Genomic DNA, 25,153 nt, shown 5'->3' with positions numbered 1-25,153 from the left:
GCATAATCTGCCAATCTCACTCCAGCGCCATCCCAAACCAGACACTACCCGGCGTTTCGTGGCTTTCGAGGCGTTTGAACCCACGGGTTTCCCAGAAGCGCATGCCCGCATGGTTGCGTTCGCTGGCGCCGAGGTGGATGCCGTAGACGTTGTTCTGTCTAGCCATATCGAGCCAGCGCGACAGAAGCCGGGTGCCGCCGCCCTTGCCCTGTGTACGCGGCAGGAGGTTCATGTGGATATGCGCCGGAAACGGATCGGTGAGCCAGGCGGGCGTGCGGCGCGGATGGTGGATGAACTGGGCGCGACGCTGGTCGGCGTCCCATGTCCGCTGGTCACCGCCGGGATCGGGGTAAAGGCTGCGCAGATGCGGCCACCATTCCCGCTCCAGCCGCTCTTCGTGCATCGCCGTATCGAGTGCGCCGACGATATAACCGCACACACCTTCCTCATCCTCCGCCACGAAAACGGCATCGGGCCAGAGATGCAGATAGGGCACGGAATAGATATGCCCGACCATGCGGCCATCCTTGTAAAGGGCGGCGGCGTCCTGCCCGGCATCGCCGGTGGCGAGGCTTATGGCGTAGAGCGCGTCTTCATCCTCGGCGCGGGCGGAACGGAAGGTCAGCATTGGCAGCCGCCTTCCCTTGCCGCGCATCGACGCGCGAGGACATCATGACAGATAAGAACACGCCTCACGCCATTGCTATTTTTCAAATCCGAGACCCCTCCCGCCGGGACTGCAAAACCTTCATCCGCATGCATCGGTCAAGATGCAGGCGGATAAAGAAGATCGATTATATAATTCGGATCGAAGCGGGAATCGAGCATGCCGTAAGTGTGCCGCCAGCCGCCAGCCAGGCGGGTCTCGAGGAAGGCATCGGCGATCTTGCCGGCGCCAAGGCGGCAAAGCTCGGCGGCAGCCGCCGCGAGTGCAAACTGCTCCACCAGCAGGCGGGCCGCACCCTCGTCACGCTCGGCAAGGGCGATCGCGGCGCGCAGCACGTCGGTGGTCTTCTTGCCGGCCGCTCCAAGATCGCGCTCCAGCGTCTGGAAGACGAGATCGAACAGGTCCTTGCCGCGCTGGAGAACCCGCAGCACATCCAGCGCCATGACGTTGCCGGAACCTTCCCAGATGGCGTTGACGGGCGCTTCGCGGTAGTGGCGGGCAATCGGCCGCTCTTCCACGTAACCATTGCCGCCAAGGCACTCCATGGCCTCATAGATAAGCGCCGGCGCGATCTTGCAGCACCAGTATTTCACGATGGGCGTCATCACCCGCGCATAGGCGGCCTCAGCCGGATTGTTACGGGCGGCGTCGAATGCCGTCGCCAGCCTGAAGGAGAGAGCAGTGGCCGCCGCCACATCCAGCGCCATGTCGGCGAGAACGCGCGTCATGATCGGTTGCGTGACCAGCATCTTGCCGAAAACAGAACGGCCGCGGGCATAGTGCACGGCTTCGGCAAGCGAGGCGCGCATCATGCCGGCCGATGCGAGCGCGCAGTCGAGCCGCGTCAGCGTCACCATGTCGAGAATGGTGCGAATACCACTGCCGGGATCGCCCAGCAGATAACCGAAGGCATCGGTGAATTCGACTTCGGCGGAGGCGTTGGAGCGGTTGCCGAGCTTGTCCTTCAGGCGCTGGAAATGCAGGCCGTTCTTCGAACCGTCTTCGAGATAACGCGGCACGAGGAAGCAGCCCATGCCGTCGCCCATCTGGGCGAGCATGACGAAACCGTCGCTCATCGGCGCAGAAAGGAACCATTTGTGACCGGACAGGCGATAGATTCCCTCGCCCACTCGCTCCGCCGTGGTGCGGTTGGCGCGCACATCCGTGCCGCCCTGCTTTTCCGTCATGCCCATGCCAATGGTGACGGCGGTTTTCTGCAGGGCCGGCTTCTGCGAGCTGTCATATTTGCGCGAGAGTATCTTCGGCGCCCATTCCTTCTGCACGCGCGGCGAGGCCATGATGGCGGCGACGGAAGCGCTGGTCATGGTCAGCGGGCAGAGATGCCCCGCCTCCAGCTGCGAGGTCAGATAGAATTTCGTGGCGCGGGCCTTGTGCTCATTGCCGCGCGTATCGGGAGAATTTTCCCAGACGCTGGAATGCAGGCCGGACGACATGGAACGGCGCATCAGCGCGTGCCAGGCGGGGTGGAATTCCACCTGATCCAGACGCTCGCCGCGCGGACCGTGTGTATGCAGCTGCGGCACGCCCTGATTGGCCATGCGCGCCAGTTCCTGCGCCTCATGCGACGTGACATAGCGGCCGAGCTGGTCGTACTCGTCCCTCAGATTGCGCGACAGGCCGGAGGTGAGGTCGACGATCAGCGGATCGGAACGATAGGCGTTGATACCGGACCAGAGGTTTGGCTGGTTCAGTTCGGCGAGCGTTTCTTCTATCCGGGAATTCTGGGTCATCCGCTGCTTCTAGCTGTTTTGTACTGGCGTTGCATAGTGGGGTGATATTGCATAATTCCACCCGCAGGAAGCGATTGGGACGATTAAACCGCCGCTATCAGCAATTTTCGGGAATGACCCTGATCTAGGTATCCGACCCGACGAATGCCAGACACGTTTCCGGCAAGACCGGCGGCAACGTCCGAAACAGCCCTGAGCGGCGGCGCGCAGAGATTGCGGCCACGACTGACGTGGCATGACAGATAAAGCATTCCCCAAAATCCGCAGCCAGATGTGGAACCCACGACGGGCTTTTTCGGTTGGCGACTTGATGAACGGCTGCACAGGGAGGGAACCATGGAGGCCAGCGCAAGAAAGCTTTTCGAGCGATATGAGCGATTTTTCAACAAGTCTCTTGAGGGTGACATGGATGTGGAGGAGATAGCCGAGCTCTACGCCTCCGACTTCATCGCCGCATCCCCCGCCGGGGTGATGACCGGAAAGAACGATGACCACTTAAAGCAGGTCATGATGAAGGGTTACGAGCGCTATCGGATGATCGGAACGAAGGAGATGCGGATACGCAATCTCCGTATCTCGCCCATCGATGAACATCATTGTGTGGCACATGTCGCCTGGACTGCGACCTTTGCCCGTAAGCGGCAACCGGATGTCGCAATCGATTTCGATGTTCACTACTTCGTCCAGAGGCTGGATGGAACACCGAAGGTTTTCGGTTGGGCGTCAGGCGACGAACAGGCTCTTTTGAAAGAACACGGTATCGTCTGATGTCTGTTCCTTCCGTCTTAGGACCCTTTGCCCTCGAGGATTGGGGAAACATCGCCATGTTTTCATTTCAGGAGTTGCGGGCGCTTGCCCCGCGACCATGCAGTCTCTATAGAGCGCAGGACCGAATTCCGCCGCACTCCTGAGGCGTGTTCACAGCGAAGGGGAGCGCGCGGATCAGCATTCGGGCGTTCCGGGCATTTTCACGGGAAAATGCGACGCCCGTCAGGAGGCAAACCGCATGGTCTTCTTCCCCCATCGCCATCTCCTCGGCATCAAGGGGCTTTCCCATCAGGATATCACCCTGCTTCTCGACAAGGCCGACGAGGCGGTAAAAATCAGCCGCCAGCGCGAGAAGAAGACCTCGACGCTCCGGGGGCTGACGCAGATCAACCTGTTCTTCGAAGCCTCGACGCGGACACAATCTTCCTTCGAGCTGGCCGGAAAGCGCCTCGGCGCCGATGTGATGAACATGTCGGTCGGCAATTCCTCGGTAAAGAAGGGCGAAACGCTGATCGATACGGCAATGACGCTGAACGCCATGCGCCCGGATGTGCTGGTGGTTCGCCATTCGTCGGCCGGTGCGGCCGCGCTTCTCGCGCAAAAGGTCGCCTGCTCCGTGGTCAATGCCGGAGACGGCCAGCATGAGCACCCGACACAGGCGCTTCTCGACGCGCTGACCATCCGCCGCGCCAAGGGCGAGCTTTCGGGTATCACAGTGGCAATCTGCGGCGATGTGCTGCATTCGCGCGTTGCCCGCTCCAACATCATCCTGCTCAACCAGATGGGTGCGCGAGTGCGCGTCGTTGCCCCCGCCACGCTGCTTCCCTCCGGCATTCGCGACATGAGCGTGGAGGTTTTCCACGACATGAAGGAAGGATTGAAGGACGCCGATGTGGTGATGATGCTGCGCCTTCAGCGTGAGCGTATGTCCGGCTCCTTCGTCCCTTCGGTGCGCGAATATTTCCACTATTACGGTCTGGATGCCGAGAAGCTGAAGGCAGCGAAGGAAGATGCGCTGGTCATGCATCCCGGCCCGATGAACCGCGGCGTGGAAATCGCCTCCGAAGTGGCAGATGGTCCGCAGAGCGTCATTGAAAGCCAGGTGGAAATGGGAGTTGCCGTGCGCATGGCTGTCATGGAAACCCTGCTTGTTTCGCAAAATCAAGGTGAGCGCGTATGAGTGCCGCGACCGTTCTCAAGAACCTCCGCATCGTCGATCCTTCCCGCAATCTCGACGAGACCGGCAGCATCGTCATCGGCGCCGATGGCACCATTCTGGCGGCTGGCAAGGACGCACATAATCAGGGCGCTCCGGAAGGGGCGACGGTTCGCGACTACAAGGGTATGCTGGCCGTTCCCGGTTTGGTGGATGCCCGCGTCTTTGTCGGCGAACCCGGCGCCGAGCACCGCGAAACCATCGAATCCGCCTCACGCGCGGCAGCGGCCGGCGGCGTCACCAGCATCATCATGATGCCGGATACCGATCCTGTGATCGATGACATCGCGCTTGTCGAATATGTGAAGAAGACGGCGCGCGACAAGGCAATCGTCAATGTCCATCCCGCAGCCGCTTTGACCAAGGGCCTGCGGGGCGAGGAAATGACCGAGTTCGGCATGTTGAAGGAAGCCGGTGCGGTGGCCTTCACCAATGGCCGCAAGGCGCTTTCCGACACGCTGGTGCTGCGCCGCGCCATGACCTACGCCCGCGAACTCGGCGCGGTGATCGCGCTCGAGACGCGCGACAAATATATCGGTGGCGGCGACATGAACGAGGGGCTTTTCGCGAGCTGGCTCGGCCTGTCAGGCGTTCCCAAGGAAGCCGAGATCATTCCGCTGGAGCGCGACCTGCGCATTGCTGGACTGACGCAGGCGATCTACCACGCCGCCAAGATTTCCGTTCCGGAATCGGCAGAAGCGATCCGCGTTGCGCGGCAGCGGGGCGTGAAGGCCACCTGCGGCATCTCGATCAATCACCTCACGCTCAATGAGAACGATATCGGCGAATACCGCACCTTCTTCAAGCTCTCGCCACCGCTGCGCGCTGAAGACGACCGCAAGGCGATGGTGGAAGCGCTGAAGGACGGCACGATCGATATCATCGTCTCATCGCATGATCCGCAGGATGTCGACACCAAGCGTCTGCCGTTTTCGGATGCGGCGAGCGGCGCGGTGGGGCTCGAAACCATGCTGGCGGCGGCGTTGCGCCTCCATCACAGTGGCGACGTTCCGCTGATGCGGCTGATCGATGCGCTCTCCACCCGCCCAGCCAAGATTTTCGGACTGGATGCAGGAACGCTCAAAGCCGGTGCGAAGGCAGATATCACGCTGATCGACCTCGATGAGCCGTGGCTCGTGGCGAAGGAACAGCTGGTCTCGAAATCCAAGAACACGCCGTTCGAGGATGCCCGTTTCAGCGGCCGCGCTGTCGCCACTTATGTGGCTGGCAAAGCCGTTCATTCCTTGGCATAAGATCACGAACAGAGATCACGCTGACGGCGGGACAGAGGGGACATTGGAATGAGTGCTTTGACTGAGTGGCAGACCGCGCCTGCCCTTCTCGCGCTGGCGGCGCTGCTCGGCTATCTATTGGGCTCCATTCCGTTCGGCCTCCTTCTTACCCGCATGGCCGGTCTGGGCGACGTGCGCAAGATCGGCTCCGGCAATATCGGCGCCACCAACGTGCTGCGTACCGGCAACAAGAAGCTCGCCGCCGCAACCCTTTTGCTCGACGCGCTGAAGGGCACGGCGGCGGTTCTGGTCGCCAATGCGCTCTGGGGTTACGAAGCCTCGCTGGTCGCCGGTTTCTTCGCATTTCTCGGCCACCTGTTTCCCGTGTGGCTGGGCTTCAAGGGCGGCAAGGGTGTGGCCACCTATATCGGCGTTCTTCTAGGCGCGGCTCCCCTCATGATGCTTGCCTTTGCGCTCATCTGGATCGCGACCGCCTTTATCACCCGTTATTCGTCGCTCTCGGCGCTGGTGGCAATGGTGATCGTCCCCGTAGCGCTTTGGGTGCTCGGACCCGAGAAGACGGCGCTTCTCGTGACGCTGCTCAGTGTGATTTCCTGGTTGAAACACCACGAAAATATCAGACGTCTGATTGCGGGCACGGAAAGCAGGATCGGACAGAAGAGCTAAGGTTCACCTTGGGGACATGTCATGCCGAATACGGAAACTACACGGCAGGGCATAGAGCTTTCCGCGCGGCAGCGGGTGGCGTGGCTACGGTTGATCCGCAGCGATAATATCGGTCCCGTGACCTTTCGCGAACTTATCAATCATTTCGGCAGTGCTGAAAAGGCGCTCGATGCCCTGCCCGAACTGTCGCGCCGTGGCGGTTCTTCGCGCAGTCCGCGCATTGCCACCCAGGCGGAAGCGGAAAGCGAGATCGAAACCGCCGATAAATTCGGCGCGCGTTTCGTCGGCATTGGCGAACCGGATTATCCGCCAGCCCTGCGGCAGATGGATGGGGCGCCGCCGCTGATCGCCATGAAGGGATCGGCGGATGCGGCGACAAGAGCCTGCGTCGGCATCGTCGGTTCACGCAACGCCTCCATCAACGGCGCGAAATTCGCCGCCATGCTGGCACGCGACTGTGGGCGGGCCGGTTATACGATTGCATCGGGACTGGCGCGGGGCATCGATGCGGCCGCGCACAGGGCAAGTCTTGCAACCGGCACAGTGGCTATGCTGGCCGGCGGTCTCGACCGCCCCTACCCGCAGGAAAATTTCGGACTTTTGCAGGAAATATACGATCAGGGCGGCGCGACAATCAGCGAAATGCCGTTTGGCTGGGAGCCTCGCGCGCGGGATTTCCCGCGCCGCAATCGGCTGATCGCGGGCGTCTCGCTCGGCGTCGTCATCGTGGAAGCGGCGGAACGTTCGGGTTCATTGATTACGGCGCGGCTTGCAGGTGAAGCCGGACGACTGGTGTTTGCCGTGCCCGGCTCGCCGCTCGACGCGCGCTGTGAAGGCACCAACCGGCTGATCAAGGAAGGCGCCATGCTGACCACGGGTGCAGCCGATATCCTCGACGCACTGCGACCGCTGATGGAGCCGCAATTGCCCTATGACCGCAAGATCGAGGAACCGAGATCCGACACCGAGATGTCACCACCGGGGGACGACGAGCGTAGCATCATCGCCGCCGCTCTCGGTCCCTCGCCTGTGGAAACGGACGATATCATCCGTCACACGGGTTTCTCCGCTGCCACCGTTCACCTGGTGCTGCTGGAGCTTGATATTGCCGGACGTCTAAACCGGCATGCCGGGGGGCGTGTTTCGCTCTTCATCGCGGATTGACAGCTTGCGCCGTCCGCTCTGGATATCGCCGACTTCGACATAGGCCATCTCGATCAGATAACACAGCATGTCGGCGCCTTCCCGGTGCGCTACCTGCCGCAGTTCCGCCAGCATCTGGCGGATGTATGCCAAGCTCTCTCTGGTCCCTTCATTTTCGGCATTATTGTTTGTCGCGTTCGGGACCATATATTTATCCTGGAAATTCAGCCTGAAACGGGAAGCATTAAGTCTGTTCAAATGATGTTGCCCATCATAACCAATTTACCAAAGATTGCAATACAACAATAGATTATCCATAGGTTGCACTCATCTTGAAGCGAGAAAATCGGGCTTGCCTCTTGACCAGCGGGCATTACCTGTCCATGTCGAATTATAAAGAAGGCCAATTGCGGCACCACGCTGCAACCGGGGCCACGTTAACGGACCAGTTCCAGAGAAGAACAATATGAATGTCGTCGTCGTAGAATCTCCTGCCAAAGCCAAGACGATCAATAAGTATCTTGGCTCGGGCTATAAGGTTCTTGCATCCTTTGGCCACGTCAGAGACCTTCCTGCCAAGGACGGATCGGTGCTGCCCGATCAGGATTTCGAAATGTCCTGGGAGGTCGATAGCGCGTCCGCCAAACGCATGAAGGATATTGCCGATGCGGTAAAATCCTCCGACGGCCTTTTTCTCGCAACCGACCCGGATCGCGAAGGCGAAGCCATTTCCTGGCACGTTCTCGATCTCCTGAAGAAGAAGCGTGTGCTTGGCGACAAGCCGGTGAAGCGCGTGGTCTTCAACGCCATCACCAAGAAGGCGGTTCTGGACGCCATGGCCAACCCGCGCGACATCGATGTGCCGCTGGTCGACGCCTATCTCGCCCGCCGTGCGCTGGATTATCTCGTCGGTTTCAACCTCTCCCCGGTCCTGTGGCGCAAGCTGCCCGGCGCGCGTTCCGCCGGCCGCGTCCAGTCGGTGGCGCTGCGCCTCGTCTGCGACCGCGAATCCGAGATTGAGCGTTTCATTTCCGAAGAATACTGGAACATCAGCGCGCTTCTGAAGACACCGCGCGGTGACGAGTTCGAGGCCAAGCTGGTTTCGGCCGATGGCAAGCGCCTGCAAAACCGCTCGATCAAGACCGGAGACGATGCGAACCGGCTGAAGGCGCTGCTGGAAGGCGCGACCTATGTCGTGGATACGGTCGAGGCGAAGCCGGTCAAGCGTAATCCCGGCCCGCCCTTCACCACCTCGACGCTGCAGCAGGCCGCGTCTTCGCGCATGGGCTTTGGCGCATCGCGCACCATGCAGGTGGCGCAGAAGCTTTATGAAGGTATCGATATCGGCGGCGAGACCGTCGGTCTGATCACCTATATGCGTACCGACGGCGTACAGATGGCCCCGGAAGCGATCGATGCCGCCCGAAAGGCCATTGGCGAGCAGTTCGGCGACCGTTATGTGCCGGAAAAGGCGCGCTTTTACTCCACCAAGGCAAAAAACGCCCAGGAAGCGCACGAAGCAATCCGCCCGACCGATTTCAACCGCACGCCGGATCAGGTGAAGCGTTACCTCGATGCCGATCAGTTGCGTCTTTACGATCTGATCTGGAAGCGCGGTATCGCCAGCCAGATGGCGTCGGCAGAAATCGAGCGGACCACAGTGGAAATCCTTGCCACCAATGGCGGCGAGAAGGCTGGCCTGCGCGCCGTTGGCTCTGTCATCCGCTTCGACGGCTTTATCGCCGCCTATACCGACCAGAAGGAAGATGGCGAGCAGAGCGACGATGGTGACGATGAAGGCCGTCTGCCGCCGATCAATGAGCGCGAGAACCTCGCCAAGCAGAAGATCAACGCCAGCCAGCACTTCACCGAACCGCCGCCGCGTTATTCGGAAGCCTCGCTTATCAAGAAGATGGAAGAACTCGGCATCGGCCGTCCTTCCACCTATGCTGCGACGCTGAAGACGCTGAGCGACCGCGAATATATCGTCGTCGACAAGCGCAAGCTGATCCCGCATTCGCGCGGCCGGCTTGTGACGGCTTTCCTCGAAAGCTTCTTTACCAAATACGTCGAATATGATTTCACCGCCGCCCTTGAAGAAAAGCTCGACCGCATCTCCGCCGGCGAGTTGGACTGGAAGCAGGTTCTGCGTGATTTCTGGAAGGATTTCTTCGCCCAGATCGAAGACACCAAGGAACTGCGTGTCACCAACGTTCTGGATGCGCTGAACGAGGTTCTGGCGCCGCTGGTGTTCCCCAAGCGCGAGGATGGCTCCGATCCGCGCATCTGTCAGGTTTGCGGCACCGGCAATCTTTCGCTGAAGCTCGGCAAATACGGCGCTTTCGTCGGTTGCTCCAACTATCCGGAGTGCAACTTTACCCGCCAGCTCACCTCCGATGGCTCGGAAGCCGAAGCTTCCGTGTCCAACGAGCCGAAAGCACTCGGTGCCGATCCGATGACCGGCGAAGAGCTGACGCTTCGGTCTGGCCGTTTCGGACCCTATATCCAGCGCGGCGACGGCAAGGAAGCCAAGCGCTCGTCGCTGCCCAAGGGCTGGAAGCCTGAAGATATCGACCACGAAAAGGCCTTGGCGCTCATCAATCTGCCCCGCGATATCGGCAAGCACCCGGAGACGGCCAAGATGATCTCCGCCGGCCTCGGCCGCTATGGGCCGTTCCTGCTGCATGATGGTTCCTATGCGAACCTTGAAAGCATCGAGGACGTGTTCTCGATCGGTCTCAACCGAGCCGTGACCGTTATTGCCGAAAAGCAGAGCAAGGGACCAGGACGCGGCCGCAGCGGCACGCCGGCTGCTCTCAAGGAACTGGGCGACCATCCCGATGGCGGCGCCATCACCGTCCGCGACGGGCGGTATGGCGCTTACGTCAACTGGGGCAAGGTCAATGCCACCATTCCGAAGGGGCAGGATCCGGCTTCCGTGACGCTGGACGAGGCGCTAGTGCTGATTGCCGAGCGCATTGCCAAGACCGGCACAGGCGGCAAGCCTGCCAAGGCGAAGAAAACCACCGCCAAGAAGGCCGATGGTGAGGCAGCGGCAAAGCCGAAAACCACCAAGGCCAAGGCGGCAACCAAGAGCAAGGCGGCCGCCAAGCCGAAGGCAGCGGCCAAACCCAAGAAGGCAGCAGAGTGAGCAAGGCGCCACGTCAGAGACAGGGTTCCGCCAGTGACGGTTTCGGACGCACCGGGCGCGGCAAGCGGGTGAGCGAAGGTGAAGGCATCATCCATGGCGAGGTGCCTTCCCGCGAAGTGCTGCTGAAATTCATCGCGGACCATCCGCAGCAGGCCTCCAAACGCGAAATCGCCAAGGCTTTCGGGCTGAAGGGCGAAAACCGCATCGTTCTGAAAGCCCTGCTGAAGGAACTCGAAGTCGACGGCATGGTGCACAAGAGCCGCAAGTCGCTGACGCGACCGGGCGGCCTGCCGCCCGTGACGGTTCTCGACATCACCACCCGCGACAAGGACGGCGAATTGATCGGACGCCCGGCGGAATGGCCCGAGGATCTGGGCGCAGCGCCGGCCGTGCTCATCCGCCAGTCCTCGCAGGACCGCGGCAAGAAGGCTCCGGCAGCGGGTCTCGGTGACCGTATTCTGGCGAAAATCTTCCCCTCCAAGGAAAACTCCGGCCCGGCCTATACGGCCCGCGTCGTGAAGCTCATCGACCGTCGCCAGAACGCGCTGCTCGGCGTCTTCAAGGAAGCGCCCGGTGGCGGTGGACGGCTGATGCCGATCGATCGCCGCGGCGAAGAAATGGTGATCGATCCCGATGGCGTCGGCGATGCCAAGGATGGCGATCTGATCGAGGTTGAAACCTCGCGCAACAGCGGCCGTTATGGCCTGACCCGCGCCAAGGTGCTGTCGGTCATCGGCTCGGTGGCCTCGGAAAAGGCGATCTCGATGATCGCGATCCATGCGCACGGCATCCCGCATATCTTCCCGCCGAATGTTCTGGCGGAAGCGGATGCGGCCAAGGCAGCGACCATGTCGCACCGCGAGGACTGGCGCGACCTGCCGCTCATCACCATCGATCCGGCCGACGCCAAGGACCATGACGACGCAGTTTATGCCGAACCTGACCACTCGCCCGACAATCCTGACGGTGTCATCGTCACCGTCGCCATTGCCGATGTCTCCTGGTATGTGCGGCCTGGCGCGCCACTCGACCGCGAGGCGCTGAAGCGCGGCAACTCCGTCTATTTCCCGGATCGGGTCGTACCGATGCTGCCGGAGCGCATTTCCAACGATCTCTGCTCGCTGAAGGAAGGCGTCGATCGCCCTGCCCTTGCGGTGCGCATGACGTTTTCAAAGGAAGGCCGCAAGGCGAGCCACACTTTCCATCGCATCATGATGAAAAGTGCCGCCAAGCTGTCTTACCAGCAGGCGCAAGCCGCAATCGACGGTACGCCTGACGACAAGACCGGCCCGCTGCTGGAACCGATCCTGAAGCCGCTGTGGCACGCCTATGAGGTGATGAAGCGCGGGCGCGACCGCCGCCAACCGCTGGAACTCGATATGCCAGAGCGCAAGATCCAGCTCAGGCCCGACGGCACGGTAGACAAGGTCGTCATTCCCGAACGCCTCGATGCGCACAAGCTGATCGAGGAAATGATGATCCAGGCGAATGTCGCCGCCGCCGAGACGCTGGAAAAGAAGAAGCAGCCGCTGGTCTATCGCGTCCACGATGCGCCCACACTTTCCAAGCAGGAAGTGCTGCGCGAATTCCTCGGCACCATCGGCATTTCCATGGCCAAGGGTGCGGCCATGCGCGCCAATTCCTTCAACGGCATTCTGGCGCGCGCCATCGATACGCCGCACCAGATCATGGTCAACGAGATGGTGCTGCGCAGCCAGAGCCAGGCGATCTACAGCCCCGAAAATATCGGCCATTTCGGCCTCAACCTGATGAAATACGCCCATTTCACCTCACCGATCCGCCGTTACGCCGACCTCATCGTGCATCGCGCGCTGGTGGGCTCGCTTGGCCTCGGTGAAGGCGGCATCACGCCGCAGGAAGAGGCGACACTGGACGATATCGCCGCCGAAATCTCGACCTTCGAGCGCCGCGCCATGGCGGCGGAGCGAGACACGGTCAATCGCCTCATCGCGCATCACCTTTCCGAAAGGGTCGGCGAGGAATTCGAGGGCCGGGTCGGCGGTGTCACCAAGGCGGGACTATTTGTCGCGCTTCCGCAATTTGGCGCTGATGGATTCGTTCCTATATCTACACTTGGAACCGATTATTTCCTGTACGACGAAGCCCATCAGGCCCTCACGGGGGAAAAGACCGGTCTCGGTTATCAGCTTGGTGACACGGTGCAGGTGAGGCTCGCGGAAGCGGTGCCGCTGGCGGGTGCGCTGAGATTCGATATGCTGAGTCCGGGGCGCAAGATGCCGATGGGCGTACGCTCGTTCCATAAGGCCGGACGGCGGACAGCACGGGCTGCCGCCAAGCCCGGAACACGGCCGCCGAGAAGGCGACGATAACAAGGCCGCCTCGGCGGTTGAACGGACGGGAAGGACTTAAGGATGAGTGCACATCGGGGCTCGGAGACCGTTACCTTCGGAGACGACAGCGCCGAACGGCCGCTTGGCCGGTCCATCATGCGCGGCATGGCAAACCGTTGCCCGGCCTGTGGCAGCGGTCGCCTCTTCCGTGCCTGGCTAAAGCCGGTGGATACCTGCGCGGCCTGCGGCGAGGAAATGCACCATCACCGCTCGGACGACCTGCCACCCTATATCTCCATCGTCATCATCGGCCATATCGCGGTCGGCGGCTTCATGATGACCGACATGGTCCTCAACATTCCCATGTGGGCCCATTTCGCCATCTGGGTGCCGATCACCATTCTGGCAGCACTTCTGACGCTGCAACCGATCAAGGGCGGTGTCATCGGCTTGCAATGGGCGCTGAAGATGCACGGATTCGACCGAAAACAACAGAAAGTGCAGATCGACGGCTCTTCTCACTGACGGCGGACGGGACCTTGCACGTGCCTCCGCCTCCCCGGCGCGCCGAAACGACGAACACGCCCATGCGGCCGCGCGACGCCGCCTCCATGATTTTGTTCGACCGGTCCGGCTCGCAACTCAGGGTGTTGATGGGCCGGCGCAGCAGCGCCCATGTCTTCATGCCGGGCGCTTATGTGTTTCCAGGCGGCAAACGCGATCCGCGCGACCATGCGCTGCCCTTTTCGAGCGATCTGCATCCGACCGTTCTCCACAGTCTCACTGCCTCCGCGGCACGGCGGCTCAGCGCCGCCGGCGCAAGAGCGCTGGCGCTTGCCGCAGCGCGCGAGCTTTTCGAGGAAACTGGCGTGGATCTTGGCTTGAACACCAGGGGTCCCGATCTTTCCCGTTTCCGATATGTGGCCCGTGCCATCACCCCGCCCGGCAATGTGCGGCGCTACGACACGCGATTCTTCTGCTGTTATGCAGATGAACTGCACCTCGATATTAGCCTCACACGCGATTCCGACGAACTCTCCGACGTGCAATGGCTTGACATGACAGACCTTTCCAGTCTGAACATGCCGAAAATCACGCGCACGGTTCTCGAAGATGTCACAAAGCTCATGATAGGTGATCCCTCATTGCCCTTTGAAAGCCCCGCGCGGCTCTATGTCACGCGCCACGGCCGGTTCATTCGAGACTTTGTATAAAGGCCGTCATGTCACAAATGAAATGCGAAGAAGCGGACGCCATCCACTGGCCCTCACTGATCGCCGCCATTTCCGCCATCAGTGCGGTCGGCGTCGCCATCGGCCTCGGCCTTCCGCTCCTGTCGATCATCCTTGAGAAGCGCGGCATCTCTTCCACCATGATCGGGGTGAATTCGGCTATGGCCGGCGTCGCGGCGATGATGGCGGCCCCCGTGACCACCAAGATCGCCCATGATTTCGGCGTGGCGCGAACCATGCTGTTCGCAGTCGTCGTTTCGGCACTGAGCGCGCTCGGTTTTTATTTCGCCGAAGCCTTCTGGATGTGGTTTCCGCTGCGAATCGTTTTCCACGGCGCCACCACCACGCTGTTCATTCTTTCCGAATACTGGATCAACATGACGGCGCCGCCCAGGAAGCGCGGCATGGTTCTCGGCATCTACGCCACCGGCCTTGCGGTCGGATTCGCGGTTGGTCCGCTGCTGTTTTCCGTGGTGGGCAGCGAAGGCATATTGCCGTTTCTGGTCGGTGCGGCGATCATCCTGCTCGCCGCGATCCCGATCTTTATGGCGCGCGGCGAAAGCCCGGAGCTGGACGAGCGGCCCAACCACCATTTCGTCCGTTATGTCTGGCTGGTGCCCATGGCGTCCGCGGCGGCCTTCGTCTTCGGTTCGGTGCAGGCCGGCGGCCTTTCGCTGTTTCCGATCTATGCAACGCGGGAAGGCTTCAACGAATCGCAGGCAGCGCTTCTCCTTACCGTGATGGGCATCGGCAATATGGTCTTCCAGATACCGATCGGCCTGCTTTCGGACCGGATGAAGGACCGGCGGACGATGCTGGGGCTGATGGCCTTTGCCGGCGTCTGCGGCACGCTGGCGCTACCTTTCCTGGTGGAAAACTGGCTTCTGGTGGCGGCCCTGTTGCTGTTCTGGGGCGGCCTGGTCTCGGGAATGTATACTGTCGGCCTCACCCATCTCGGATCGCGCCTGAAAGGCGCCGATCTGGTCGCCGCCAATGCCGCCTTCATCTTCTGTTACGCCATTGGCACGATTGCGGGGCCGCAGGCCGTGGGCATTTCCATGGACATTGCCGGAACCGACGGGTTTGCCTGGTCGCTGGCGGTATTTTTCGGGCTTTACGTGGTGCTTTATATCGTCCGTTTTGTTTTCCGGGCGAAACAGGCTTGACTTTTCGGGCGCGATACGTAGTTTCGCGCCAGATTTAGCCGAGGTCAGAAGCGCCTGCGGCTTCTCTTTTGTTTAAAGGCAGGACGACCATGGCGAAAGCTACAACAATCAAGATCAAGCTGCTGTCGACAGCCGACACCGGTACTTTCTACGTCACCACCAAGAACAGCCGTACGTTCACGGACAAGATGACGAAGACGAAGTACGACCCGGTTGTACGCAAGCACGTTGAATTCAAGGAAACCAAGATCAAGTAATTTCTTGATCTGTCTCCGACAAAAGCGCGCCCAACGGGCGCGTTTTTTGTTTGCGCCGAAGGAAGATGCTGCCGCCAGCCTCTTCGCGCCCAGACGCCTTCCAAGGGGCAAGCAAGGCCCCGTCTCCTCTGCTGTCCGGGGAATTGTAGCCGTCAATAACAAAGCACGAGAGCAGCCATGGGTAAGTCCGACCACATGGTTTGACGCCCCGGCCGATGCAGCAATCATTCAGGTGCTCTGAAGACACATCCCCAAGGCTCCGTCCGCCCCTGCCCCGTATCGCAGCTTCGCACGTGACGTTAACAAAGACGGATTGCATGCGTCGCGAAGCCGCGACGCGCACACCACGAAACGGCAATTTTTAGGAAGAAGGCGGTCGGCCAACGATGTGACTACGGCACGAGGAACCGATTCGAACATCGTCAGCCGACCGACCCCACGATTCAGGAGATGCGGCGGACCTGAGCATCATGGGGCATTCAAACTACGCAATACCAGCCCCTGACGAACGAAATCGCGACGGCTAAAGCCGCTATCATTCATCATCAAAAGACGGATAAGCCGCCGGAAGAACTGTTACTCTCAATAAGGAGTGTGCGCAGAAGTGAAATAAAAATCAACAAATTCTTAAGCCAGGGACACATCACCTGGGAAACATGGTTAAGTATACGAAGCTGACACACTATAGTTGCCGGAGAGATTGAATTCAACGTATTTTTCAACTTGAACTCTATTTATATCGTCGATCTGCATCTATTCATTGCAAAGTGATAAAATACATACAAGGTCAATGGCTTGCAGCCTTACGACGATCAACTTGCTTCGTGAATAATTACTTCGCCGGAACACGACGGCAAGATTGCCGCAATATTTTAGTTAATCGGCCATTAGGGTTCAGGCAGCGGCAGCGACGACGCGGTTGCGTCCGGCGTGTTTCGCCTCGTAAAGCGCTTTGTCCGCCTGCTTCAGGATTTCGTCCGGAGCGCCGAAGGCGCCGCTGCTGGTGGCGATGCCGAGGGAAGCGGTAATGCTCAATTCCCGGTCGATGGAACGAACATAAAAAGGCTTGTCTTCCACGATCGCCCGCAGGCGCTCGGCGACGCTTGCCGCAAGCTCCATCGGCGTATCGGGCATGACCACCACGAACTCCTCCCCACCATAACGGCAGGCGAGATCGGCACCGCGCACGGTGCTGCGGATGCGCGCTGCAAATTCCCGCAGCACCTCATCGCCCACATCGTGGCCATAGGTATCGTTGACCAGCTTGAAGCGGTCTATATCGGTCATGCAGATGGAGATCGGGCGGCCACGAACGGCGGCGCGGTCGAACAGTATCTTCAGGTGGCTGTCGAGGTAACGGCGATTGTTGAGGCCGGTCAGCCCGTCGACAATGGCAAGTTCCATCGTGTGCTGGAGATTGAGCCGCAGATGCTCGTTATAGCGCTTGCGCCTGATCTGCGTCAGCGTCCGGGCGACGAGTTCGTTCGGATCGATCGGACGGAGAATGTAATCATTCACGCCAAGATCGAGCGCCCGCGCCACCATATCGTCCGCCCCCTGCTCCGCCACCAGAAGCAGCGGCAGGAAACGGGTGCGTTCCAGCGAGCGAAGCTGTGAACACAGCCGCAGCGGATCGTAATCCTCGAAATTGGAATTGACGATGACGAGCTCGAAAGGATTGCTCGCGGCCTTGAGCAGCGCCGCCTGCGGTTCCGTGACGGCGTCGACCTCGGCAACCGGCTTCAGCGCCCGCACAATACGTTCCTGCGAGCTGGCGCGGCCATCCGCAACCAGCACGCGGCCCGGCGTCTGCATCAGCCCGTCGCTGCGCAGCATCTCCTCGATGCCGATCTGACGTGCGGTTTCGGCGCGCAGCCGCAATTCATCGCTGACGGCCTTGAGCCGCACGAGGCTTTTGACGCGGGCGATGAGTTGAAGGTCGTTGACCGGCTTGGTGAGAAAATCGTCAGCGCCGGCCTTGAGGCCACGCACGCGGTCAGATGGTTGATCGAGTGCGGTGACCATGACCACCGGAATATGGGCGGTATTCGGATTGGCCTTCAGCCTTTCGCAGACCTCGAAACCGTCCATGCCCGGCATCATGATATCGAGCAGGATGATATCGACCTGCTCCTTGTCGCAGATCGCCAGCGCCTTGAAACCATCCTCGGCGGTGACGACATCGAAATATTCCGCCAGAAGACGGGCTTCGAGAAGCTTCACATTGGCCGGAATATCGTCAACAACCAGAACTCTCGCCGTCATAACCGTTCCCCAGTCGCCTCAAGCATCGCCCAGATAAGTCTTGATGACTTCGATGAATTTTGGAACGGAAATCGGCTTAGACACATAGGCCTCGCATCCGCCCTGGCGAATGCGTTCCTCGTCGCCCTTCATGGCGAAAGCCGTGACCGCGATGACCGGAATGACATGCAGCTCGTCATCTTCCTTCAGCCACTTCGTCACCTCAAGCCCTGAAACTTCCGGCAGCTGGATATCCATGAGGATGAGGTCCGGGCGGTGCTTGCGGGCAAGATCGAGCGCTTCCATACCGTTGCGCGTCTGGATCGTCGTATAACCAGACGCCTCGATCAAGTCGCGAAAGAGCTTCATGTTCAGCTCGTTGTCTTCGACTATCATGACCTGCTTGGGCATGGTGAGCAGTCCCCGTTTCGCTTTGAAACCTTCACCCAGACATATAAGTTGTCAGAGAGCCGATTCCATCGTCCATTTGTTGCGCAAGGCTAGAGGGATTTGGTTTCAAAATAGGTAACTTCGGGGAAGAAATGCTGCGCGATACAAAAAACAAAGGCAATGTCGGTCAGGATCCGCAAGAAACGGCGGCCGCCATACTTGGCTGGCTGGCAAACGAACCGGACATGCTGGCGCGTTTTCTGGCGCTGAGCGGGCTGCAGGCCAACATGCTGCGCCAGGCTGTCAACGATCCCGGCTTTCTGGCAGGGCTGACGGATTTCCTGATGAGTCACGAGCCGGACCTGATGGCCTTCTGCGCCGCCACCGATACATCCCCCGAAACCGTGGCCGCTGCCTGGAACCATTTTTCCGGACCGGGGCTGGATTCAGGTGTGTATTGACGAGACGCCCCTTGAGTGGCCATCGCAGCCGGAGTATGGTCGGCAACGTTCTGGTTTTGTTTTCGACCCATGTCCACGTCGCACCGCTATGATCCCGGTTTTTGCCGTGACTGTCTGGCCGGCCAGCCAGAAGGGCTGAGGCGTTGCCGCGCCTGCGGCAGCCCGCGTCTTCTCTATCATTCCGAACTCTATGATCTGAGCATCGCCCATATCGATTGTGACGCCTTTTACGCCTCGGTCGAAAAGCGCGACAATCCGGAACTGGCCGACAAACCAGTGATCGTGGGCGGCGGCAAGCGCGGGGTGGTTTCCACCGCCTGTTATATCGCCCGTATTCACGGGGTGCGTTCCGCCATGCCCATGTTCAAGGCGCTGGAAGCCTGTCCCGATGCTGTCGTCATCAAGCCGGATATGGAAAAATACAGCCGTGTCGGGCGCGAAATCCGCGCGATGATGCAGGAACTGACGCCGCTCGTGCAGCCGATTTCCATAGACGAAGCGTTTCTCGATCTTTCCGGCACCGAGAGGCTGCATCACGATCCACCGGCTCGTGTGCTGGCGAAATTCGCCCGGCGGGTGGAAAAGGAAGTGGGGGTGACTGTTTCCGCCGGGCTTTCCTATTGCAAGTTTCTCGCCAAGGTCGCGTCCGACCTGCAAAAACCGCGCGGTTTTTCAGTTGTCGGTGAAGCAGAGGCGCTGTCCTTTCTGGCAGCAAGGCCCGTCACCACCATCTGGGGCGTCGGCAAGGCCTTTGCGGCGACGCTGGAGGCGGACGGTATCCGCATGATCGCGCAGCTGCAAGAGATGGAGGAAAGCGAGCTGATGCGCCGCTATGGCGTGATGGGGCAACGCCTCTTCCGGCTTTCGCGCGGCATTGATGAGAGGCATGTGCACAATAACGACCCCGTCAAAAGCGTGTCTTCCGAAACCACCTTCTTCAACGATATTTCCCGCCATGAAGATCTCGTACCGATCCTGCGCTCGCTTTCCGAAAAGGTTGCCTGGCGGTTGAAGAAGAACGGCATCGCCGGCCAGACGGTGGTGCTGAAGATGAAGACAGCAGACTTCAAGCTCCGCACCCGCAACCGCAAGCTGGACGATCCGACGCAGCTCGCCGACCGGATTTTCCGCACCGGCCTTTCGCTGCTGGAAAAAGAAACGGACGGCACCAGGTTCCGCCTCATCGGCATCGGCGTCAGCGATTTGCACGATGCGGGGCTGGCCGATCCTCCCGATCTCGTTGACAGAGAGGCCGGCCGTCGGGCCGCGGCGGAAGCGGCGATGGACAAGCTGCGCGACAAGTTCGGCAAGGGCAGCGTCGAGACCGGCTATACGTTCGGAACACGCAAATAACAGTGGCGGGATTGTGCGACAGGTCGCAATCCTATCCTAGCCGCCTCGCTCCGGATATATTTTAGATTTTACACAAATTAGTGATGTTGCGAAGGAGCGGTCCTTAAGCTTCATTAAACTTCGCATGATTGAGTGAGGCAAGTTTTGTACATGTGGTGTATTGCGTCATGTCCCTTCGCCTCCGTCTTATGGCCGGCATGCTGTCGGCCAGCATTCTTGCCTTTCCGGCGCTTGCCGCTGACAGCAGGTCTCTGCAGATACTGGTATCGAAAAGCGATCAGTCGCTCTCGCTTTATGAGAACGGCGAAATCGTCGCCACCTCGAAAGTCTCCACCGGCAAGGCCGGACATGAGACACCGAGCGGCATATTCTCAATTCTGGAAAAGCGGAAATACCACGAGTCGAATATCTACTCGGCCGCACCCATGCCCTTCATGCAGCGGCTGACCTGGTCCGGCATCGCGCTGCACGAAGGCAAGGTGCCGAACTATCCGGCCTCGCATGGCTGCGTGCGCTTGCCGTCCAAATTCGCCAAGTCCCTTTTCGGCGACACCCGGACCGGCGTGCATGTCATCATCACCGACCAGCCGGTCTCGCTGCGCTTTGTGCAGCATCCGGCGTTGTTTCAGCCGCGCGACGATGCCGATGACGGCAAGCTTCTTCTGTCGGATGTGGAATTGCGCCCGGCAACGTTCGATGCAGCCTTGGGGACGGTCGAAGTTGCCGTCAATGAAAAGACCCAGGCGCTCAAGCCGGCGGTAAAGACCAGGGAGCCCTCGCCCCTGCGCATTCTCATCACCCGGCGCGGCGAACGGGAAAAGGTGATGGATATCCAGACCATGCTGAGCCGCCTCGGTTTCGAAGCGGGTGCAGCCGATGGTTATGCCGGGGAGATGACGATCAGCGCCATCAATGGTTTCAAGCGCTGGAAAGGGCTGAAAACCACCGGGCCGCTTCTGACAGACGCCTTCGTGACGGCGCTTTATGCCTCCGCCGGTGAAGACCACCCACTGAGCGGCCAGATCATGGTGCGGCAGGATTTCAAGCCGCTGTTTGAAGCAGCCATCGACATCAAGGACCCGGAAGTGGCGCTCGGAACCCATTTCTTCGAAGCCGTGTCCGTGGATCGCGCCGCCGGAAACGCCGAATGGAACGGTGTGACGCTGGAAAACCATCTGCCGGCGGCTGCCCGCAAGCGGCTTGGCATCTCCGTTACCGAACCGCCGGGCGGTTTCGATCAACTGAGCGCCGTGCTCGGCCGCCTCGAAATTCCCGCGGAAATACGCAGCCGGATCGAGCAGGAGCTTTCAAGCGGCAGCTCGATCACCGTTTCGGATATCAGTCACCAGCTGGAGACAGGCACTGGAACGGACTTCATCACCGTGACCAAAGAAGGGCCGGTATGAGCGACGTGTGAGGCCTCAAGCCTCACACCAGTTCCACATCGACGACACCGGGCGCGGACCGCAGCGCAGCGGCGATTTCCGGGGAAATGCGGTATTTCTCCGTCAGCTCCACCTCGATCTCACGGCTGCCCTCATCCTTGATGACGATGAAATAGACCGAGCCATCACCCTTTGTGTTGAGGTGGCGGGCAACGGTCTTCAGCGGGCCGGAATCGCGCACATAAACACGCAACGCCTTCTGCATCTGCACGGATTTTTCTTCCAGCGACTGCGCCGTCTGGATACGCAGGCCGATACCTTCGGGGCGTTCTTCCGCCTGCACGGTGATGACTAGCGATTTGCCGACTTCGAGCAGATCGCGGAACTGGCCGAGTCCTTCGGAAAACAGCACAGCCTCATATTGGCCCGACGCGTCCGAGAAGGTGACGATGCCCATCTTGTTGCCGGTGCGGGTTTTGCGCTCCTGCTTACCGGTCACGGTGCCGGCCAGACGCCCGGCAGTCGCGCCCTGTTTCACCGCGGCGGAAAAATCGGCGAAATTCTGCACCCGCAGCTTTTCCAGCACGGGGCGATAGGTATCGAGCGGATGGGCGGTGAGGTAAAAACCGAGCACCTGATACTCGCGCAGCAGCTTCTCGGAGGCAAGCCAGGGCTGGAAGGCCGGAAGAACCAGTTTTTCCGGCCCGCTTCCGCTACCGGAGCCGAACATGTCCGATTGTCCAATGGTGCGGTTATTCTGTGCCATCTGCGCATAACCGATAATGCGGTCCAGCCCGCCGATCAGTTCCGCGCGGTCGCGGCCGAAACAGTCGAAGGCGCCCGCATTAATCAGGCTTTCCAGCACACGCCGGTTGATCTGCTTGGGATCGATGCGCAGGCAGAAATCCTCAAGGCTCGTGAACGGCTTGCCGTCGCGTACCTGGACGATGTGCTCCACCGCCCCCTCGCCCACGCCCTTGATGGCGGCGAGCGAATAATAGATGCGGTTCTCACCCGTTTCGAATTGCCGGAACGACGTCTGCACCGAAGGCGCGACGACCTCGATGCCAAGGCGGCCCGCATCCTGACGGAAATCGTTGAGCTTTTCCGTGTTCGCCATATCGAGCGTCATGGAGGCCGCCAGGAACTCCACCGGATAATGCGCCTTCATATAGGCGGTCTGGTAGGACACGATGGCGTAGGCCGCGGCGTGGCTCTTGTTGAAGCCGTAATTGGCGAATTTTGCCAGCAGGTCGAAGATGGTGTTGGCCTGCGGCTTCGAGACGCCGTTCTTGATGGCTCCGTCGACGAAACGCTCGCGCTGCTTGTCCATCTCCTCCTTGATCTTCTTGCCCATGGCGCGGCGCAGAAGATCGGCTTCGCCGAGCGAATAACCGGAGAGGACCTGGGCGATCTGCATCACCTGTTCCTGATAGACGATAACGCCCTGCGTTTCCTTGAGCAGATGGTCGATGGTCGGGTGGATCGATTCCAGCTCCTCCTCGCCATGTTTGCGGGCGTTGTAGACCGGGATGTTTTCCATCGGTCCGGGGCGATAAAGCGCCACCAGCGCGATGATGTCCTCGATGCAGTCCGGTCGCATGCCGATCAGCGCCTTGCGCATGCCCGCACTTTCCACCTGGAACACGCCGATGGTTTCGCCGCGCGACAACATCTCGTAGGTTTTGGCGTCGTCCAGCGGAATGGCCGCGAGATCGACCTCGATGCCGCGCTTGGCGACAAAATCGACGGCGACCTTCAGCACCGTCAGCGTCTTCAAGCCGAGAAAGTCGAATTTGACGAGGCCCGCGCTTTCCACCCATTTCATGTTGAACTGCGTAACCGGCATATCGGATCGCGGATCGCGATACATCGGCACCAGCTTGGAGAGCGGTCGGTCACCGATGACGATACCCGCGGCATGGGTGGAGGCGTGACGGTAAAGTCCTTCGATCTTCTGGGCGATATCCAGGAGGCGGGCGACGACCGGCTCCTTGTCCGCCTCCTCCTGCAGGCGCGGCTCTTCCTCGATCGCTTTCGACAGGGGTGTCGGATTGGCCGGGTTGTTGGGCACCAGCTTGCAAATCTTGTCCACCTGCCCATAGGGCATTTCCAGCACGCGGCCAACGTCGCGCAGGGCCGCGCGCGCCTGTAGCGAACCGAAGGTGATGATCTGCGCCACCTGCTCCCGGCCATATTTGGCCTGCACGTAACGGATCACCTCTTCACGGCGGTCCTGGCAGAAGTCGATATCGAAGTCGGGCATCGAAACACGTTCGGGATTGAGAAAGCGTTCGAACAGCAACGAGAAGCGCAACGGATCGACATCGGTAATGGTCAGCGCATAAGCGACGAGCGAGCCCGCACCCGAACCGCGGCCCGGGCCGACCGGAATATCATGCTGCTTTGCCCATTTGATGAAGTCGGCAACGATCAGGAAGTAACCGGGGAACTTCATGCGCGAGATGACGCCGAGTTCGAAATCCAGCCTTTCGCGATAATCCTGTTCCGTATAACCGGGCGCCATGCCAAGCGCGGCAAGCCGCTGATCCAGCCCCTCCACCGCCTGTCGGCGCAGTTCCTCGGTTTCGGCCAGCTCGGCTGCTTCCGGATCGTCGCTGGCGCCGGTGAAACGCGGCAGGATCGGCCCGCGCTTTTTCAGCACATAGGAGCATCGGAGCGCGATCTCGACGGTGTTCTCCAGCGCCTCGGGAAGATCGGCAAACAGCGCCGTCATCTCGTCACGGCTTTTGAGGTAGTGATCGGGTGTCAGGCGGAACCGGCTGTCATCGGACACGATGGCGTTATGCGCCACTGCCATCAACGCGTCATGCGCCTCGTAGTCGGCCTTGGAGGGGAAGAACGCCTCGTTGGTGGCAACGAGTGGAATATCGTGTTCGTAAGCCAGACCAATCAGGCGCCGCTCATGGGAGCGGTCGTAACCGGACTGGCGCTGCAATTCGATATAAAGCCTATCACCAAAGAGTGACTTCAGCGTCAGCAGCCGCTCTTTCGCCTGCGCGGCGTGGCCTTCCTTCAGGGCCATATCGACGGGGCCGCCGGAAGCACCGGTCAGCGCTATGAGGCCGGCATTGGAGGCCTCCTCCAGCCATGCGCGGGTAATATGCACGGAATGGCTGCCGCCCTCACCGTCCAGATAGGCGCGGCTGACGAGATCCACCAGCCGCTCATAGCCTTCCGCATTGGCGGCAAGGAGAACGATGGCGGGAAGTTTCTGAAGATGGCTGTTGTGGTTGCGGCGATCCTCCGCCGCATCCTGCATGTCGATGGACAGCTGGCAGCCGATGATCGGCTGCAGACCCTCGTCCCGCGCCTTTTCGGAAAATTCCAGCGCGACGAAAAGATTGTTGGTATCGGTAATGGCAATGGCCGGTTGACCGTCCGCGACGGCCTTGGACATGATTTTCTTGAGGGGCAAGGCCCCCTCAAGCAGGGAATAAGCGGAATGAACCCGAAGATGGACAAAACCGGGCGTCTTCAACGTTTCGCCAGAGATCTCTCCACGCATAACCGCATCGCCCATATCATCATCCCGTTACTCTGAATCACGAGGGCGATTTTCCGATTTCCGGCGCTTAATGTCCACCGCTTTGCGGCGTCCATACAGGCTTCTGCGCCGGTGTCTTCTTCACAGGGCGGTGAGGATCACCGAAAAGCTGGCAACAAAGACAGCGATGGAAGCGAAAGCAGCAACGTCACGGATGAAATCAGTCATTG

General features: G+C 60.3%; 20 protein-coding genes. 14 read left to right on the top strand and 6 right to left on the bottom strand.

What is annotated here, in order from left to right:
* Positions 1-16 precede the first annotated feature (16 nt).
* The gene (locus PL599_RS09975; RefSeq protein ID WP_269824016.1) at positions 17-628 is read right to left on the bottom strand and encodes a GNAT family N-acetyltransferase; all 612 of its coding nucleotides are present in this window, start codon (positions 626-628) and stop codon (positions 17-19) included.
* Between the two features lie 137 nt (positions 629-765).
* Complete coding sequence (locus tag PL599_RS09970) at positions 766-2,418, bottom strand: acyl-CoA dehydrogenase family protein (protein WP_077982425.1); 1,653 nt, start codon at positions 2,416-2,418, stop codon at positions 766-768.
* Positions 2,419-2,754: 336 nt separating this feature from the next.
* On the opposite strand from PL599_RS09970, the gene PL599_RS09965 reads away from it, so the two are divergent.
* From PL599_RS09965 to dprA, 5 genes are all read left to right on the top strand, one after another.
* Positions 2,755-3,186, top strand: a complete 432-nt coding sequence (locus PL599_RS09965; protein ID WP_077982426.1) for a DUF4440 domain-containing protein — start codon at positions 2,755-2,757, stop codon at positions 3,184-3,186.
* Between the two features lie 238 nt (positions 3,187-3,424).
* Positions 3,425-4,366: an aspartate carbamoyltransferase catalytic subunit gene (locus PL599_RS09960; protein WP_173986855.1), complete on the top strand. Its 942-nt coding sequence runs from the start codon at positions 3,425-3,427 to the stop codon at positions 4,364-4,366.
* Positions 4,363-5,655: a dihydroorotase gene (locus PL599_RS09955; protein WP_173988940.1), complete on the top strand. Its 1,293-nt coding sequence runs from the start codon at positions 4,363-4,365 to the stop codon at positions 5,653-5,655. The genes PL599_RS09960 and PL599_RS09955 overlap by 4 nt, the downstream gene beginning before the upstream one ends.
* Positions 5,656-5,703: 48 nt before the next feature.
* Positions 5,704-6,321 (top strand): glycerol-3-phosphate 1-O-acyltransferase PlsY, encoded by a 618-nt coding sequence (gene plsY / locus PL599_RS09950; RefSeq protein ID WP_269824018.1) that lies wholly within the window; start codon positions 5,704-5,706, stop codon positions 6,319-6,321.
* 21 nt (positions 6,322-6,342) lie between these two features.
* Complete coding sequence (gene dprA, locus PL599_RS09945) at positions 6,343-7,485, top strand: DNA-processing protein DprA (protein WP_191217650.1); 1,143 nt, start codon at positions 6,343-6,345, stop codon at positions 7,483-7,485.
* Here dprA and PL599_RS09940 read toward each other — a convergent pair.
* The gene (locus PL599_RS09940) at positions 7,438-7,671 is read right to left on the bottom strand and encodes a hypothetical protein (protein WP_142912129.1); all 234 of its coding nucleotides are present in this window, start codon (positions 7,669-7,671) and stop codon (positions 7,438-7,440) included. The two genes, dprA and PL599_RS09940, sit on opposite strands and share 48 nt — an antisense overlap.
* A 259-nt stretch (positions 7,672-7,930) precedes the next feature.
* Here PL599_RS09940 and topA point away from each other — a divergent pair, with 259 nt between their 5' ends.
* The 6 genes from topA (at position 7,931) to rpmG (ending at position 15,582) form a co-directional block, all read left to right on the top strand.
* Complete coding sequence (gene topA, locus PL599_RS09935) at positions 7,931-10,615, top strand: type I DNA topoisomerase (RefSeq protein ID WP_269824019.1); 2,685 nt, start codon at positions 7,931-7,933, stop codon at positions 10,613-10,615.
* Entirely contained in the window at positions 10,612-12,966 is a 2,355-nt protein-coding gene (gene rnr / locus PL599_RS09930) for a ribonuclease R (RefSeq protein ID WP_269824020.1), read from the top strand. The genes topA and rnr overlap by 4 nt, the downstream gene beginning before the upstream one ends.
* A gap of 42 nt (positions 12,967-13,008) precedes the next feature.
* Entirely contained in the window at positions 13,009-13,452 is a 444-nt protein-coding gene (locus tag PL599_RS09925; RefSeq protein WP_269824021.1) for a DUF983 domain-containing protein, read from the top strand.
* A gap of 62 nt (positions 13,453-13,514) precedes the next feature.
* A complete protein-coding gene (locus tag PL599_RS09920; RefSeq protein WP_077982953.1) occupies positions 13,515-14,141 on the top strand; it encodes an NUDIX hydrolase in 627 nt (208 codons plus the stop codon).
* Positions 14,142-14,158: 17 nt separating this feature from the next.
* Positions 14,159-15,325, top strand: a complete 1,167-nt coding sequence (locus tag PL599_RS09915; protein WP_162520391.1) for an MFS transporter — start codon at positions 14,159-14,161, stop codon at positions 15,323-15,325.
* A gap of 89 nt (positions 15,326-15,414) precedes the next feature.
* Positions 15,415-15,582: a 50S ribosomal protein L33 gene (rpmG, locus tag PL599_RS09910; RefSeq protein ID WP_003496403.1), complete on the top strand. Its 168-nt coding sequence runs from the start codon at positions 15,415-15,417 to the stop codon at positions 15,580-15,582.
* Between the two features lie 894 nt (positions 15,583-16,476).
* Here rpmG and PL599_RS09905 read toward each other — a convergent pair.
* Both PL599_RS09905 and PL599_RS09900 read right to left on the bottom strand, forming a co-directional pair.
* Positions 16,477-17,847: a PleD family two-component system response regulator gene (locus PL599_RS09905; protein ID WP_142912124.1), complete on the bottom strand. Its 1,371-nt coding sequence runs from the start codon at positions 17,845-17,847 to the stop codon at positions 16,477-16,479.
* Positions 17,848-17,865: 18 nt separating this feature from the next.
* Entirely contained in the window at positions 17,866-18,237 is a 372-nt protein-coding gene (locus tag PL599_RS09900; protein ID WP_003521498.1) for a response regulator, read from the bottom strand.
* A 131-nt stretch (positions 18,238-18,368) separates the two neighbouring features.
* Here PL599_RS09900 and PL599_RS09895 point away from each other — a divergent pair, with 131 nt between their 5' ends.
* The 3 genes from PL599_RS09895 (at position 18,369) to PL599_RS09885 (ending at position 21,436) form a co-directional block, all read left to right on the top strand.
* On the top strand, positions 18,369-18,677 hold the full coding sequence (locus PL599_RS09895) for a DUF3572 domain-containing protein (RefSeq protein WP_077982437.1): 309 nt from the start codon (positions 18,369-18,371) through the stop codon (positions 18,675-18,677).
* Between the two features lie 69 nt (positions 18,678-18,746).
* Positions 18,747-20,030 (top strand): DNA polymerase IV, encoded by a 1,284-nt coding sequence (locus PL599_RS09890; protein WP_269824022.1) that lies wholly within the window; start codon positions 18,747-18,749, stop codon positions 20,028-20,030.
* Between the two features lie 167 nt (positions 20,031-20,197).
* Complete coding sequence (locus tag PL599_RS09885; RefSeq protein WP_137410199.1) at positions 20,198-21,436, top strand: L,D-transpeptidase family protein; 1,239 nt, start codon at positions 20,198-20,200, stop codon at positions 21,434-21,436.
* 22 nt (positions 21,437-21,458) lie between these two features.
* Here the strand turns inward: PL599_RS09885 and dnaE are convergent, their stop codons facing one another.
* Entirely contained in the window at positions 21,459-24,959 is a 3,501-nt protein-coding gene (gene dnaE / locus PL599_RS09880; protein ID WP_269824023.1) for a DNA polymerase III subunit alpha, read from the bottom strand.
* Positions 24,960-25,153 lie beyond the last annotated feature (194 nt).

The organism is Agrobacterium sp. ST15.16.055, assembly GCF_027956555.1.
GTDB classification, from domain to species: domain Bacteria; phylum Pseudomonadota; class Alphaproteobacteria; order Rhizobiales; family Rhizobiaceae; genus Agrobacterium; species Agrobacterium salinitolerans.
The sequence above is the reverse complement of the archived record's forward strand: the minus strand, read 5'-3'. Positions and strand labels throughout refer to the sequence as shown.

Coding starts and splice junctions, on each gene's coding strand:
- PL599_RS09890 (WP_269824022.1), top strand. CDS start 18,747: ATGTCCACGTCGCACCGCTATGATCCCGGTTTTTGCCGTGACTGTCTG.
- PL599_RS09905 (WP_142912124.1), bottom strand. CDS start 17,847: ATGACGGCGAGAGTTCTGGTTGTTGACGATATTCCGGCCAATGTGAAG.
- PL599_RS09895 (WP_077982437.1), top strand. CDS start 18,369: ATGCTGCGCGATACAAAAAACAAAGGCAATGTCGGTCAGGATCCGCAA.
- PL599_RS09915 (WP_162520391.1), top strand. CDS start 14,159: ATGAAATGCGAAGAAGCGGACGCCATCCACTGGCCCTCACTGATCGCC.
- PL599_RS09965 (WP_077982426.1), top strand. CDS start 2,755: ATGGAGGCCAGCGCAAGAAAGCTTTTCGAGCGATATGAGCGATTTTTC.
- plsY (WP_269824018.1), top strand. CDS start 5,704: ATGAGTGCTTTGACTGAGTGGCAGACCGCGCCTGCCCTTCTCGCGCTG.
- PL599_RS09925 (WP_269824021.1), top strand. CDS start 13,009: ATGAGTGCACATCGGGGCTCGGAGACCGTTACCTTCGGAGACGACAGC.
- PL599_RS09970 (WP_077982425.1), bottom strand. CDS start 2,418: ATGACCCAGAATTCCCGGATAGAAGAAACGCTCGCCGAACTGAACCAG.
- dnaE (WP_269824023.1), bottom strand. CDS start 24,959: ATGGGCGATGCGGTTATGCGTGGAGAGATCTCTGGCGAAACGTTGAAG.
- rpmG (WP_003496403.1), top strand. CDS start 15,415: ATGGCGAAAGCTACAACAATCAAGATCAAGCTGCTGTCGACAGCCGAC.
- PL599_RS09960 (WP_173986855.1), top strand. CDS start 3,425: ATGGTCTTCTTCCCCCATCGCCATCTCCTCGGCATCAAGGGGCTTTCC.
- PL599_RS09900 (WP_003521498.1), bottom strand. CDS start 18,237: ATGCCCAAGCAGGTCATGATAGTCGAAGACAACGAGCTGAACATGAAG.
- PL599_RS09885 (WP_137410199.1), top strand. CDS start 20,198: ATGTCCCTTCGCCTCCGTCTTATGGCCGGCATGCTGTCGGCCAGCATT.
- PL599_RS09920 (WP_077982953.1), top strand. CDS start 13,515: ATGCGGCCGCGCGACGCCGCCTCCATGATTTTGTTCGACCGGTCCGGC.
- PL599_RS09955 (WP_173988940.1), top strand. CDS start 4,363: ATGAGTGCCGCGACCGTTCTCAAGAACCTCCGCATCGTCGATCCTTCC.
- PL599_RS09940 (WP_142912129.1), bottom strand. CDS start 7,671: ATGGTCCCGAACGCGACAAACAATAATGCCGAAAATGAAGGGACCAGA.
- PL599_RS09975 (WP_269824016.1), bottom strand. CDS start 628: ATGCTGACCTTCCGTTCCGCCCGCGCCGAGGATGAAGACGCGCTCTAC.
- topA (WP_269824019.1), top strand. CDS start 7,931: ATGAATGTCGTCGTCGTAGAATCTCCTGCCAAAGCCAAGACGATCAAT.
- dprA (WP_191217650.1), top strand. CDS start 6,343: ATGCCGAATACGGAAACTACACGGCAGGGCATAGAGCTTTCCGCGCGG.